We start from the raw sequence: 14313 nt of genomic DNA, 5'->3' as shown, positions 1-14313 counted from the left end.
GGGTGAGTTTCAGGGGAGTGTATCTCAGTATGTTTGATTCAACTCATCGGCTGCTGGAATTTCTCGTTCACGCCGTGCGATGTAGTCCAGCAGCTCTTCGTTTTTTGCGATATCGAGCGTCGGCTCCTGATACTCGGCTAACAGCTTGCGGGCGTGTTTGAGGGCGCGTTCGGTGATTTCGACACAGCCCTCGGCCTGCCATTGCTCGATCGAGTTATTGTCGAACATATCGGGCATGAAGAACGCGCTTTGGAAATTGTCCTGCGTGTGGGGGTGCCCCAGATAGTGCCCGCCGGGGCCGATATCACCAACGGCGGAAACCGCCTGATCGAAATCGTGCCATTTTGGGCCCTCGGCCATGCGATAGGCCATGGCGCATTGTTCCGCGTCGACGATGAACTTCGCGGTCGAGCAGTGCATCCCGGCCTCGTTCCAACCGGCCGAGTGCCAAATGTAATTGGCGCCGGAATGGATCACCGCCTGCAGAGTGGTCGCAGATTCATACCCCGCCTGTGCGTCAAAGGTTTTTGCCCCACCCAGCGTGTTCGAAGTGCGCCATGGTACGTCATAGTACCGGGCCATCTGTCCGATCATGAAGTTCATCAGGCTGATCTCGGGCGTACCGGCCATCGGTGCACCGGACTTCATCGAGACAGTCGACAGGTAATGCCCGTAAATCGCAGGCGCGCCTTTGCGGATCACCTGCGTATAGGCCAACGCGCTGAGTGCTTCGGCGTTCAGCTGCGCCACGGTGGCGGGTACACTGGCAGGCGTGTTGGCCCCGCCAAGTACGAAGGGCGAGCACAGCACCGGCTGTTTGCGGCGGCAGAAGGCCCGCATTGCCCCTAACATGGTTTCATCCCAGACCAGCGGCGAGTTGCCGTTGCAGTTGCCGGTGGTGACAGGGTGATCCTCAAGGAACTCCTCGCCAAACAGGATCGCGCACATCTCCATGACATCTTCGGCATTCTTGGGACTGGTGGTCATGCCCATGAAGGTCTTGTCCGAGTGTTTCATCGACGAATAAGTGATCCGCAGATGTCGCTGGCTGATCGGGTGGTCATAGGGTTCGACTATATGATGGGCCGACGAATGAAGCGCGGGTAACATGTGGCTGAGCTTGTGGAACATCGCCAGATCGTCCAGCGTCGGGTTGCGGCGCACATCGTCCAGATCGCGCAGGAACGGCGCGCCGGTCATTGGCACGAAGATCGAGTGTTTGCCGCCCAGCTGCACGTTCTTTTTTGGATTGCGCGCGTGGTAGGTGAAATCTGACGGAATGGTCGCGATCAGCTCACGTACCAGACCGCGATCCAGATAGACCAGTTCACCTTCAACTTTGGCACCGGCCTTTTTCCAGTCTTCCAGCGCGATGGGGTCGCGGAACTGGACACCCACGTTTTCCAGAATTTCCATCGATGCCGCATCGATGCGTTCAACCTGAGTTCCGTCCATCACTTCGCAGAGCGGTAAGCCATGGGTCAGCCCGGGTAGCATCTCGAAATTTGGAGCGGTGCGGATGGCGCGACGGGCAGAGCGCCCTCCGGTACGTGTGGCAGTGGCAGTTCTGGTCATATGGTGCCTCCTTCCGGTTCAGAGTGGAACGGAAAGGGTGGGGCTCACATGCAGGAATGCGAAAGTCTGTTGCGAAATACGACGCCGGGAGTCGTCAATAATGCGGCAATCCGAAGAAGGTTATTGATGTTGGTATTGTTGTCTCAGGTTTGACAATCTCATGACCAATTAAGCATTGGCATTTTCCGACGCTTGGGCTGCATTATCCAAATTCGTTTCGCAGGTTGACGTTCATCGATTTCAGATGATTTCTCTTTTGAGGGCTTGCATACTTAAATAGCGTTGTTGGCCGAGTGGATTATGCATGTTGCGCAGACTTCTAAAGATATTGATAATTTCATTTGCCGCAGTGTTGATGGCTTTGGTTGTGTTTGTCCTGGTCGTCGTCGAGGACGCTCCACTAGTTGAAACTGGAGCACCACCTTCTCCTAAAGATGTGACAGAAGCGCGTGAATTCGTACGAGGCCTGAGGTCCGCTATTCAGCCAAAGTTATCAGAAACGGCTTCATTCACTACGAACGAGGATCAACTCAATAGTGTCTTAAAGCTAGGAGGGCGCTTCATTCCAGGATTTCGCGGCGAACTCAGTGTTGATGGGAAGAGCGTTTATGGAATTGCCTCAGTCCCAGTTCCATACACTAACAAATGGATGAACCTGCGCGCATCTGTACCCGAATTTGAAGGCCCCTTTGCGCTTTCTAGCGTTCAACTAGGGCCCGTCACAGTCCCTCCAAGTCTCGCAATTAGCGTCCTGCGAATAGGCGGCAATGTAATTGTGGGAGAGCAGTTCGGTGATATCGTTCTGAACGTCGCGGATAGCATGCATATTCATGATGGCAACGTGGCCTTCCGTCTGACGATGAACGAAATGGGTAGTAACGGATTAATGCGAGGGATTTTTGGGAGCTTGCGTGGTTCCGACATGCCCGACTCAGGAGACATTGACCGCTATTATTTGAAGTTTCGTTCAGCAATGGATCTCGGCGAACTGCCGACAAGCGGAAGTTACCTGCCCTACTTGCTGTTTATGCTAGAGGCCGCTCACGAAGGAAGCCAATCCGAGGGTGTAGCGAACGCCTACACGTCCGCGATTATTGCCCTTACACTGATTTGTGGCGCGAAAGATTTTACCATGATTGTTGGTGGTATGGTTGGAAGTGAATTTGCTGAGGACAATAACTGGAAAGCTGATTGTGGTGAATTGACTCTGAATGGACGCATTGACAGTCGCCGACACTTCACAACTGCCGCCGCGTTGCAAGCTGCAAGCAACCGTGGCTTTGCCGTATCAGTAGGAGAATTCAAGGAGCTCTACGACACCGTTAAGTCTGGAGGTTTCGACTTCACCGACTTGGCGGCGAATAATTCTGGAATTCGGATGTCGAACAAATTTATGTCTACACCAGCCCCTGATTGGGCTGAACTCATACATGGGATCCGGTCGGAAAATGATGTCATTATAGGATTCGAAGATATCCCCCAGATCATGTCCGAAGAAGATTTCAAGAATAACTACAAAGATGTCGAGAGCATCGAGTATCTTAAAATGCTGAATCTGATCGAGGCTCGCATCGATGAACTTGCATTGCATAGACGCGCTAATCGCATCGATTAAACGTCAATCACCTTTGGTGGACTTAGACGCAAGGAAATGCCCAGTCCGAACTCAAAGCGCACTTCTGCCAGTTGGGCGCTAATAAATTTCAGATCGAATTGTTCGACCCGAAATAACAGCTGCAAATCGATGGAAGCCCAAAGGTGGCCGTTTACCTAGATCAACCCAGTTTCACCACCGTTCCACTTTTTTCTGCACTTTGTATGATCGGCGTTGGCAGCACCGACGCGGTGACCATCAGGCCCGCATCTGCCACCTTGCGGGCAACCGGTTCAATCTGGCTCTAGGTGAACAACCCTGATTGCAAAGATAGCATCTTGTTCGATGATGGTACGATATTCTCAGCCCATTAAGGTGCGTAGATGCCGTCAAAGATTCAGCGTTATCACTCTTGTTTCTTTTGATTAAACTCCAGCGCCATCTCATCGAGAATGCCAAAAGCCACCGGATAAAAACTTTCGAATAATTCGATCACCGCAGCTTCCTCCGCCGGATGATGTTTTCCGTCAGAGTCTGTTAGTCGGCCCATACGAAATACAATTTCGGTGCCTTCTTCAGTCGGGACCAATTCATAAGTCTCAATATTCGTAAGACCTTCGATGGAGGAGTTGTGCAGAATGTCGGTTACATATTCGAATGGCTGCCAGTCGACTATCAGCATCTGAAAATGTGCGGCTTCATGAATGCAGTGCAAACGAACGCCCACCGATGTGCGCGATGCATCTCCTTCGCGGTAGGCGTCCTTCAACATCATCCAGCGCATCTTGAGCCGGGGATCGGTAAGCATTTCCCAAGCCACTCCCGGGGGTGCGTTCAGCATGTGCCGAGTTGTGAATACTGCTTCTTCGTCTGTAACGCGGACAGGTCCGGCGACTTCTCGGTATCGTTGCCAGGCCGCAGCAAGGTCATAGACCCGCATGGGCACGTCGCCAAAATGCTCGAACTGAGCGCTGTATTTCATGAGTTCAGACTCGATGCCCATTGCCTGGAACGCGTCTTCCGAGAACAGCGCGTAGCTGAGGATACCTGTATCCTCTTTCACATCGGTTTTCGCCATCCGATGCACGAGTATGACGTCAGCACCGGAAATATCTTTCATCGGGCCAATCGAAAGCTCTTCAAATTTCCCGTGATGCGCAAGGATCTTCAGATCGAGATCAGCAACGTTGCGACATGCATTGCAGGGACAAGTTGTGTTCTGCACAATGTTTCGACGGCGTTCGGCAAACGCCCGATAAAGGCTTTCACATATGTTGAGGAAAGTTTCACCTGAAGGGAACGGTCCACTCGAATACGCGAGAACGGCGTCACCCTCGAGGCCTCGCAACTTCATCGGGTCTTTCAGTTCCATCACAATTGCCTCAAGCAAAGAATGGATGATTGGGTTGGCATGCTCCAACTCAGACCGGGTCAAGTATCCTGTGTAACCGGTGATATCGGCGATTAGCAGGTAACCTGTCTGAACAGACATAATCACAATATCCCTAATTCCGAACGTCAAAACTCATGGTAGACTTTGAAACTATTTCGGGCAACGCAGTTCAAAAACAAGAGCTGAACGACCAGAAATGGCGCAGCCTGATAGCAGTTTCCGACAATTGATCTTCTCTTTCGGACCCATAGCGATCTTCGTCGGGTGAATGCAAAAAAAATTGCAGATCGAGTTACTCGATCTGCAACAATTTCTCCAAAGGACAAATGCTTGATAGAAGTTCTTTGACTGGATTAACCAAGTTTCACCAGCGCGTGGCGCTTCTTACCTGCGCTCAATTTGATGGGCGATGACAGTGCGCCTGCGTCGATCATCAGGCCCGTATCAGTCAGCGGGGCATCATCCAGCTTGGCGCCGTTTTCGGCGATCAGGCGCTTGGCCTCTTTACCGGATTTGGCGAGGCCAGATTTAACGATCAACTGAACGATGGACATGCCGTCACCCAGTTCCGATGCGCTGAGGGTTAGGGTCGGGAGGTCTCCGCCAACGCCGCCTTTTTCGAACACTTCGCGCGCGGTTGCCTCTGCGGTTGCTGCGGCTTCGGCACCGTGCAGCAGGGTGGTGACTTCGTTTGCAAGGCGCACCTTGGCCTCATTGACCTCGGACCCTTGCAGCGCGCCCATGCGATCGCATTCGTCGACCGGAAGCTCGGTAAAAATTTTCAGGAACCGGCCTACATCAGCGTCGGTGGTGTTGCGCCAGAACTGCCAGAATTCGTAGGGCGACAGCATATCGCCGTTCAGCCACACGGCACCGCCCTGCGACTTGCCCATTTTACGGCCATCGCTTGTGGTCAGCAGGGGCGTGGTCAGGCCGTAGATTTCGTGATCCAATACGCGGCGCGTCAGGTCGATGCCGTTCACGATGTTGCCCCACTGGTCCGAGCCGCCCATCTGCAGAACGCAACTATACCGGCGATTCAGTTCGAGGAAATCATAGGCCTGCAGGATCATGTAGTTGAATTCGAGGAACGACAGCGATTGCTCGCGATCCAGCCGCGATTTCACGGATTCAAAGCTCAGCATCCGATTGACCGAGAAATGCCGTCCGATATCGCGCAGGAAATCGAGGTAGTTCAGGCTGTCCAGCCACTCGGCATTGTTCAGCATCAGCGCGCCGGTCTCGCTGTCATCATAGGACAGGTATTTCGAGAACACCTGTTTCATGCCCGCGATGTTGGCGTCGATCTGTTCGGGGCCCAGCAATGGGCGTTCGTCCGAGCGGAATGACGGATCACCCACTTTCGTAGTGCCGCCACCCATCAGGGTGATCGGTTTGTGACCGGTCTTTTGCAGCCAGCGCAACACCATGATGTTCATCAAGTGACCCACATGCAGAGACTGCGCCGTGGCGTCATAGCCGATATATGCCGTCTGCACCCCAGAGATCAGCGCGTCGTCAAGGCCCTGATAATCGGTGCAGTCGGCGAGAAAGCCGCGCTCGATCATCGTGGCGATGAAATCCGATTTGGGGTGGTAGGTCATATCGTGCCCTTTGGGTTAGGTTTGCGGAGCACTGTATAGGCGGCGTCAGAGGCAAGGAAAAGGCACCATTTCCAAGAAAAGTGCCGCTCGCGTGTGATGTGTCTTGCCTTGGCTTCGCATTACCGTGCAGGTTGTGCCCAGAACCCTGCGAAACGGGTGTATGAACGGAACAATGAGGTCGATGTGGGCAGGGTCATCAGCAAATCGGGAGCGATCAGATCATTAGGCGCCATGTCAGGAACCTCTCTGGACGGTGTCGACGCGGCAGTGATCGAAACCGATGGGCAGGAAATTTTTGATTTTGGACCAATTGCCTACCGGGCGTATTCAGAGGAAGAGCGTGAGACCTTGCGCTCAGCGCTCGGGCAGTGGCATGGCTCCAAAGTCGATACTGCAGCTGAATTGGTAACTCGCGCGCATGCCGAGGTTTTGTCTGAATTCGAAGAAGTTGACCTGATCGGCTTCCACGGCCAAACGCTGGCGCATGAACCACGTGGGCGTGGGACTTTGCAGGTGGGTGACGGTTTGGGCCTGTCGCAGGCCCTTGGATTACCAGTGGTTTGGGACTTTCGCAGCGACGATGTGGCGCTGGGTGGTGAAGGGGCACCGTTGGCACCGTTCTTTCACTTTGCCTGCGCCAAGTGGATTGGGGCGCAAGAGCCGATGTGTTTCCTCAACCTGGGAGGCGTGGGAAACCTGACTTATGTCGATCCGTCATTTGATGGGCCCGAAGCACCTGGGGCGTTGCTGGCTTTCGATACCGGGCCGGCCAATGCGCCGGTAGATGACCTGATGCAGGCGCGATTGGGCCTGCCGATGGACCAGGATGGCGAACTGGCGCGTGGTGGGACGGTCGAAACCGGTGCGCTGGAGCTGTTTCTGGCCGAACCTTTCTTTAATCGTATGCCCCCCAAGTCGCTGGATCGGAATGATTTCTCGGAAATGATCGATCTGGTGAAGGAACTGAACGACGCAGACGCGGTCGCCACGTTGACGGGCATGAGTGCAGCAGGTGTTGTGCAGGGAATGGAGCATTGCCCCAAGCCACCTTCGCGCATTCTGGTGACCGGGGGTGGCCGCAAGAACCCGGTGTTGATGGAAATGCTGCGCGTATCGCTGGATTGCCCGGTAGGGCCGGTTGAGGCGGTTGGTCTGGACGGCGATATGCTTGAAGCCCAAGCATTTGCCTATCTTGCGGTCCGGGTGGCGCGGGGCTTACCAACATCTGGTCCGGGTACAACCGGGGTCAGTGCGTTGGTTGGAGGCGGCGTCGTGTCGTCGCCAGCGCGGAGTGAGGTGGTTGGCGGGTAGGGCGCTCTGCCCTCGGTCGCTGCGCGTCCTCCCCCGGGGTATTTTGGGCCAGATGAAGAAGCAGATAGCTTTGGTGCGTAATCCTGTGGGTCCAGTGATTATTATTTTGCGGGTATATAGAAGTCGGGTCCTGCAAGCTCGAAACCTTCAAACTCAAAGCCTGGGGATACCGTGCAACTGACCAATGTGTAAGCGCCGGTGCTGCGCGCGGCTTGCCAATGCCCCTTGGGAACAATCAGCTGGGGTGCGCCGTTGGCCAAGTCCGGGGTGAGCGTGTAAGCGATTGCCGGACCCGCATCGGTTGCGCTGATCGACAAGGTCAACGGTGCGCCTGAATGGTAGAGCCAGATCTCGGTCGCGTCGACTTTGTGCCAATGGCTGCTTTGACCTTCGGTCAGCAGGAAGTAGATGCAAGTACCGGTGGCGCGGCCGGGATTGTCGGCCCGCCAGGTTTCTTTGAACCAACCTCCTTCGGGGTGCGGTTGCAGATCCAGGTGATCGATGATGTCTTGTGGGTTCATGGCGGCCTCGGGTTCGATTGCGCTGATTATGCACGGCGTCGTATGATCCGCTATGGCAATTGTGTAACCAGCGCATATGTTTGCCGCATGACCATGATGATCCCTTTTGACAATAGTTACGCCCGCCTACCGGAGGGGTTCTTTGCGCGGCAGGCTCCTGTACCGGTCCGCGCGCCGCGTTTGATTGCGTTTAATACCGATCTGGCACAGCTATTGCGGATAACGCTCGATGAGGCTGAAGAGATGGCACAGGCGTTTGCAGGGAATATCGTTCCGGAAGGTGCCGAGCCCTTGGCGCAGCTGTATTCGGGGCATCAGTTCGGTACCTATAACCCCCAGCTTGGAGATGGACGTGCAGTTCTATTGGGCGAGACCATCGGCGCAGACGGGGTCAGGCGGGATATTCAGCTGAAAGGCTCGGGCCAGACGCCGTTTTCGCGCCGGGGCGACGGGCGCGCCTGGCTAGGGCCGGTGTTGCGCGAATATGTTGTGTCTGAGGCGATGCATGCGCTGGGCATTCCGACGACACGCGCCCTGGCGGCGGTCGAGACCGGTGAGATCGTTTTACGGGAAGGTCCGATGCCCGGTGCGATCCTGACGCGCGTGGCGCAGAGCCATTTACGCGTGGGTACCTTTCAGGTTTTTGCCGCCCGAGGACAGTTGGACAATCTGCGAAAGCTGACAGACTATGCTATTCAGCGTCACTATCCGGACGCACAAGGTCCGATGCGATTGCTGCGTGCTGTGCGCGATGCGCAGGCGCGACTGATTGCCCAGTGGATGAGCGTTGGATTTATTCACGGGGTGATGAATACGGACAACAGCTCGATCGCGGGTGAAACCATAGATTATGGACCTTGCGCCTTTATGGATTCCTATCATCCGAATACGGTGTTCAGCTCGATTGACCGGATGGGGCGTTATGCCTATTCCAACCAGCCTGAGATTGCGGTCTGGAACCTGGCGCAATTGGCGACTGCCTTGATCCAGCAGTTCGAAGACAAAGACGCGGCGGTTGAAGAAGCGACCGAAATTGTCCATGCCATGCCTGCCCTGATGCAAGAGCATTGGTTGAAGCGGTTCCGGGCCAAGATCGGATTGGTTCGAGCTGAAGAGGGAGACCTTGAACTGATCTCGGACCTGCTGGTGCGGATGGCGCAGAATCAGGCTGACTTTACCAACACGTTTCGTGCGCTGGGCGGTGATCATGCGCGGGATCAGTTCACTGATCCTGCGGCGTATGACGAATGGGCTGAAGGATGGCGCGCGCGCTTGCAGCGCGAAGATACTCCTGACGTTGTATTGAGTGCTGCAAACCCGGCTTTCATTCCACGCAACCACCGGATTGAGCAGATGATACAGTCGGCCGTTCAGGGAGATTACGCGCCATTCCATCGTTTGAACGACGTATTGTCACGACCCTTCGAAGATCAGTCCGATGCGGTTGATCTGACACGCCCTCCATCCGAGAGCGAAGTGGTTCATGCCACGTTCTGTGGTACCTGACTGCGGCCCAACAGCTCGAACTGCAGGCAGGTTTCGGACTGTTCAATGGGCAGCGCTGGAGAAATCCAGCCGCTGTCTGTCAACATGACGGATTCGCGCTTGAGCTGGATTTCACGACCAGCCTCAGGTTTCAGATAAGTGCCAGATGTGCTTCGGTCTGACAGGATCAGCTTGCCATCCTTGATACTGAGAACCGCATGCAGGCGCGACACCCATGGTTGGGACAGCACGACGTCGCAATCTTGTGATCGGCCAATTGCCAGCTCGCCATTCTCGTGGCAGCGCCACGAGCGCTCCCCATGGCTAAGCAAAAGGGTCAAGCGTTCCGCTGGCTTCCAGTGATCTTCGGTCCGGCCATGGGACAGTGGCAATCTGGTTTGCGTGAACGGGTCCATGTCCGGGTTCATCAAGGAATAGACCATGAACCGCTCTGTCAAACCTTTGAGGTTGAGTTGCCCAAGCGGTTTGAGAATCTGGCGCAAGTTTTCCTGTAGCATCGTCGCGACGCCATTGCTGACACAGGCCTCTCCTGGGTTGGCGGCTGTGGCAAGACGGGCGGTCACATTCACAGCTTCGCCATAAACACCTTTTTCGGCGATGACGATCGGCCCGCAATGTACACCAACATGCACAGACAGTGAGGTTTCCGGGGACTGTTCGATCAGGCCCATCGCTGCATTCAACGCTGCGTTCGGATCCAGGAAAAAGCTTAGAACATCATCCCCTTTCTGGCCAACCTGTGTGCCACCATGGGTTGCAAGTACGCGACGTAGCCGATCAAGTTCCAATTGGATTAGACGCTGCGCTTCGCCTTCGCCCACTGCTTTGTACAATGGGGTGCTCCCTGAAATGTCTGCGATTACCAGGGTGGCGAATGTTGAATTCACGGTTGATCCTTAGTTTGGCTTTACGGGCACTTTACCCATAGAGATGCACGTGTACACGATATTTGCGTTTTGGTGGAGCGCATTGTGGTAAAAGCAATTTTAAGTTGAATGGTGGTGATAGAACCAAAGCAACCTATCTGGTTCCTGCGGGAATTTCATGTTGCACCAGGCGCTGAGCGTGGCACTCTTGGTGCTTGAGTAAACATCGGAATCCCATGGTCCTTCAGTCAACACTGCGTCTAGCCAGTTACAACATTCAGAAATGTGTGGGACTCGACTTCCGGCGTCAACCGCAGCGGATATTGCAGGTTATTGAGAGTATGCAGGCGGATATTGTTGTGCTGCAGGAGGCCGACAAACGTTTGCCACCGCGCCCTGCCGCGTTGCCGCATTTCATGTTGGACGAAGCCGGCTGGCAGATTGTTGATCTGGGTGGTGCGGGCAGTCTGGGTTGGCACGGCAACGCTGTCATCTGGCGTGGAGACACAATTGCGGTACGTCGGACCGGGCATCACGAGTTGCCGGGGCTGGAGCCGCGTGGTGCTGTGCGGGTCGAATTTGATACACAGATCGGGCCTTTGCGCGTGATGGGGATGCATCTGGGGTTATTGCCCGCGTCGCGACGCCAGCAAATCAACCATATCAAGCGCTGTGACTCCGATCTTGACGATATGCCCACCGTCTGGGCTGGCGATTTCAACGAATGGTCGCGACAACCGGTTCTGGATCATCTGGCTCCGGACATGAGGTTTTTGCCGCCCGTGCCCAGCTTTCCGGCGGCGCAGCCATTGGGGGCACTGGATAGGATCGCAGTGGGACAGGGGCTTGAGGCAGCTTTGCATGGGGTGCACGATGCGCGACCGGCGCACATCGCGTCTGACCATTTGCCGGTTTGGGCCGATTTGCGACGCGCTGCCTGATACGTAAATCCTGTGTGGCGCAAGGCACTCAGACATACTATGACAGAGTTTCGAACAGTTCCGGGGGTCACCATGTCCGATACGATTATCGCCCGTTGCGAAGCCAAGGGCCTGCGCATGACGGGTCAACGCCGGACCATCGCCCAGGTCTTGCAACAGAGCGAGGATCACCCGGATGTTGAAGAGCTGTATGCCCGTGCCTCGGCAGAGGATTCGGGGATTTCGATCGCAACGGTCTATCGCACCGTTAAGCTGTTCGAAGAGGCCGGGATATTGGAGCGGTTGGAGTTCGGTGATGGCCGCGCGCGATACGAGGACGCAGAGCGTGATCACCACGACCACCTGATCGACATGCAGTCAGGCGAAGTGATCGAATTCGTAGACCCCGAGATTGAAGCACTGCAAGAAAAGATTGCGGCCAAGCTTGGGTATAAGCTGAAAGGACATCGCCTGGAATTGTACGGCGTACCGCTGGAAAAAGACTGACTCATCACGAAAATCGATTGGTCGGCGCACGGGAAATCATCGAACATGTCGCAATACTGCTTGCGACGTCGTGAAGGTTACGATTTTTGTGCTGGAAGGACTCGCCTGTTAGCGGTCAATTCCAACGGAAACGCGCATGAACAACGTAAACGGCATTTTGCTGATCATCGGCTCGATGGCAGCCTTCGCGCTTGAGGACATGTTCATCAAGTACCTTTCGGTCAGTGTCTCGACCGGGCAGATCATGATCGTGTTGGGTCTGTTCTGCGGAACCGTCTTTGCAATCATGTCGTTGGTGACACGTAAACGCATTTTCGATCCTGTCGCGTGGGAACCGCTGCCACTGCTTCGGGCAGGGACCGAGGCTTTTGGAGCGCTCAGCTTCGTGACCGCTTTGTCATTGGTCGATCTGTCGACCGTAGCTGCGGTTTTTCAAGCGATGCCGCTATTCGTCACGATGGGGGCCGCGCTGTTTCTGGGCGAGCAGGTCGGCTGGCGTCGTTGGAGCGCCATCGGCATTGGCTTTGTCGGCGTCTTGATGATCATTCGCCCCGGGCTCGAAGGTTTCCAGCCAGAATCTCTGTTTGTTTTGGTTGCGGTTGTTGCGATCGCGGCGCGTGATCTGATCACACGCAGGCTGGATGTTCGTGTAGCCTCTTCGGTCGTCGCATTGCAGGCCTATATCGGAGTGGCGCTGGCTGGTGCGGCCCTGATGGTGTTCACAGCACAGCCCATCGTGCCGCTGCAGCCTGCGCAGATCGGGCCTTATCTGGGTGCCATCGGGTTCGGCGTTTTGGGCTATTATGGCATCGTTACCGCGATGCGGATTGGTGAAGCTTCAGCGCTGACGCCGTTTCGGTATACCCGGTTGGTGTTTTCGATCATGGCCGGGATGCTGATGTTCGGCGAACGCCCTGACAGCATGACGTTGGCCGGTGCCGGTCTGATTATCGGGTCGGGTCTGTACACCTTCATTCGCGAACGCCAGTTGGCGCAGGCGCTGGCAGCGGCCTAAGCACCCGCTACCTGTTGGCGCAAACAGCAAACTGTTAGCCCTAAAGGCTGAAAAATATACGTGTTAGCGATAACGGAAGCGGTTTACTTTTTGCCGCGTGCTGCTATGAGGCATGCAACTGTTGGCATCATCGGGACCCATATCATGAGCACGATCATCGACATCCACGCACGCGAAATTCTGGACAGCCGGGGTAACCCGACGGTCGAGGTGGACGTGATTCTGGAAGACGGCACTATGGGCCGCGCTGCCGTGCCCTCGGGCGCGTCAACCGGTGCCTATGAGGCAGTAGAAAAACGTGATGGCGACAAGGCCCGCTATATGGGCAAGGGCGTGCTGGAAGCGGTCGCTGCCGTTAACGGTGAGATAGCCGAAGAACTGGTGGGCTTTGATGCGACTGAGCAGGTGGCCATCGACCAGGCGATGATTGAACTCGACGGGACCGAGAACAAGGGCCGTCTGGGCGCGAACGCCATTCTGGGTGTCTCGCTGGCGACGGCCAAGGCGGCGGCGGATTTCACCACACAGCCTCTGTATCGCTACGTCGGCGGTACTTCAGCGCGCGTTCTTCCGGTGCCGATGATGAACATCATCAATGGTGGAGAACACGCCGATAACCCGATCGACATTCAGGAATTCATGATCATGCCGACCTCGGCCGCGAATATCCGTGAGGCCGTGCGCATGGGGTCTGAGGTATTTCACACGTTGAAGAAAGAACTCTCGGCGGCTGGTCTGGCCACTGGTGTGGGCGATGAGGGCGGCTTTGCTCCGAACATCGCGTCGACTCGTGAGGCACTGGATTTCATTCTGAAATCCATCGAAAAAGCGGGCTACAAGCCGGGTGAGGAAATCCATCTGGCGCTGGATTGCGCCGCGACCGAGTATTTCAAGGACGGTAAGTACGTGCTGGCGGGCGAGGGCATATCGCTGACATCCGATGAAAACGCCGCCTATCTGGCCGCACTGGTCAACGATTACCCGATCATCTCGATCGAAGACGGTATGTCCGAAGATGACTGGGATGGCTGGAAGGCCCTGACCGACGCTATCGGGGACAAGGTGCAGCTGGTCGGCGACGATCTGTTCGTGACCAATCCGGCGCGTCTGGCCGAAGGAATCGAGCGTGGCTGTGCGAACTCGATGCTGGTCAAGGTGAACCAGATCGGTTCGCTGACCGAGACCCTTCGTGCCGTCGATATGGCCCACCGCGCGCGATACACCAACGTAATGTCGCACCGCTCGGGCGAGACCGAAGACGCCACGATTGCCGATCTGGCGGTCGCGACAAACTGTGGCCAGATCAAAACCGGCTCTCTGGCGCGCTCGGACCGGTTGGCGAAATATAATCAGTTGATCCGTATTGAGGAATCGCTGGGCGAGGTCGCGGAATATGCAGGTTCGTCTATCCTGAAACGCTGATCTGCGTCTCTGCATTTGGACTTGAATGGGCCTCGGCGTTATCGCCGGGGCTATTTTTTTCTTTGTCTTGTCGTCGTTC

General features: G+C 55.6%; 12 protein-coding genes. 7 read left to right on the top strand and 5 right to left on the bottom strand.

Annotation, left to right across the window (positions count from 1 at the left end; genetic code table 11):
• Nucleotides 1-24 precede the first annotated feature (24 nt).
• Entirely contained in the window at nt 25-1575 is a 1551-nt protein-coding gene (locus ACRZ91_RS04640) for a trimethylamine methyltransferase family protein (RefSeq protein WP_480902957.1), read from the bottom strand.
• Between the two features lie 304 nt (nt 1576-1879).
• Between ACRZ91_RS04640 and ACRZ91_RS04635 the strand changes: the two genes are divergently transcribed.
• Nucleotides 1880-3190, top strand: a complete 1311-nt coding sequence (locus tag ACRZ91_RS04635; protein ID WP_480902955.1) for a YfiM family lipoprotein — start codon at nt 1880-1882, stop codon at nt 3188-3190.
• Between the two features lie 385 nt (nt 3191-3575).
• Here the strand turns inward: ACRZ91_RS04635 and ACRZ91_RS04630 are convergent, their stop codons facing one another.
• Entirely contained in the window at nt 3576-4661 is a 1086-nt protein-coding gene (locus tag ACRZ91_RS04630; RefSeq protein WP_480902953.1) for a DUF2652 domain-containing protein, read from the bottom strand.
• A 254-nt stretch (nt 4662-4915) separates the two neighbouring features.
• Complete coding sequence (gene tyrS / locus ACRZ91_RS04625) at nt 4916-6166, bottom strand: tyrosine--tRNA ligase (protein WP_170773883.1); 1251 nt, start codon at nt 6164-6166, stop codon at nt 4916-4918.
• A gap of 231 nt (nt 6167-6397) precedes the next feature.
• Here tyrS and ACRZ91_RS04620 point away from each other — a divergent pair, with 231 nt between their 5' ends.
• Nucleotides 6398-7477 (top strand): anhydro-N-acetylmuramic acid kinase, encoded by a 1080-nt coding sequence (locus tag ACRZ91_RS04620; RefSeq protein ID WP_480651664.1) that lies wholly within the window; start codon nt 6398-6400, stop codon nt 7475-7477.
• 101 nt (nt 7478-7578) lie between these two features.
• On the opposite strand, the gene ACRZ91_RS04615 is transcribed toward ACRZ91_RS04620, so the two are convergent.
• Nucleotides 7579-7998 carry a cupin domain-containing protein gene (locus tag ACRZ91_RS04615; RefSeq protein WP_480902950.1) on the bottom strand — a complete coding sequence of 140 codons (420 nt, stop codon included), beginning with the start codon at nt 7996-7998 and terminating at the stop codon, nt 7579-7581.
• An 87-nt stretch (nt 7999-8085) separates the two neighbouring features.
• On the opposite strand from ACRZ91_RS04615, the gene ACRZ91_RS04610 reads away from it, so the two are divergent.
• A complete protein-coding gene (locus ACRZ91_RS04610) occupies nt 8086-9504 on the top strand; it encodes a protein adenylyltransferase SelO (RefSeq protein WP_480903390.1) in 1419 nt (472 codons plus the stop codon).
• Here ACRZ91_RS04610 and ACRZ91_RS04605 read toward each other — a convergent pair.
• A complete protein-coding gene (locus ACRZ91_RS04605) occupies nt 9480-10337 on the bottom strand; it encodes an FHA domain-containing protein (RefSeq protein ID WP_480902948.1) in 858 nt (285 codons plus the stop codon). The genes ACRZ91_RS04610 and ACRZ91_RS04605 overlap by 25 nt on opposite strands.
• Nucleotides 10338-10606: 269 nt before the next feature.
• On the opposite strand from ACRZ91_RS04605, the gene ACRZ91_RS04600 reads away from it, so the two are divergent.
• The 4 genes from ACRZ91_RS04600 (at nt 10607) to eno (ending at nt 14234) form a co-directional block, all read left to right on the top strand.
• Nucleotides 10607-11311 carry an endonuclease/exonuclease/phosphatase family protein gene (locus ACRZ91_RS04600; RefSeq protein WP_480902946.1) on the top strand — a complete coding sequence of 235 codons (705 nt, stop codon included), beginning with the start codon at nt 10607-10609 and terminating at the stop codon, nt 11309-11311.
• A 72-nt stretch (nt 11312-11383) separates the two neighbouring features.
• The gene (locus ACRZ91_RS04595; protein WP_010440496.1) at nt 11384-11797 is read left to right on the top strand and encodes a Fur family transcriptional regulator; all 414 of its coding nucleotides are present in this window, start codon (nt 11384-11386) and stop codon (nt 11795-11797) included.
• Between the two features lie 136 nt (nt 11798-11933).
• Nucleotides 11934-12812: a DMT family transporter gene (locus ACRZ91_RS04590; protein WP_480902943.1), complete on the top strand. Its 879-nt coding sequence runs from the start codon at nt 11934-11936 to the stop codon at nt 12810-12812.
• 144 nt (nt 12813-12956) lie between these two features.
• Nucleotides 12957-14234, top strand: a complete 1278-nt coding sequence (gene eno, locus ACRZ91_RS04585; protein WP_170540248.1) for a phosphopyruvate hydratase — start codon at nt 12957-12959, stop codon at nt 14232-14234.
• Nucleotides 14235-14313: the final 79 nt, after the last annotated feature.

This window comes from Ruegeria sp. O11 (genome assembly GCF_056535285.1).
Note: the sequence above shows the minus strand (reverse complement) of the source record. Positions and strands in the feature narration are given on the sequence as shown.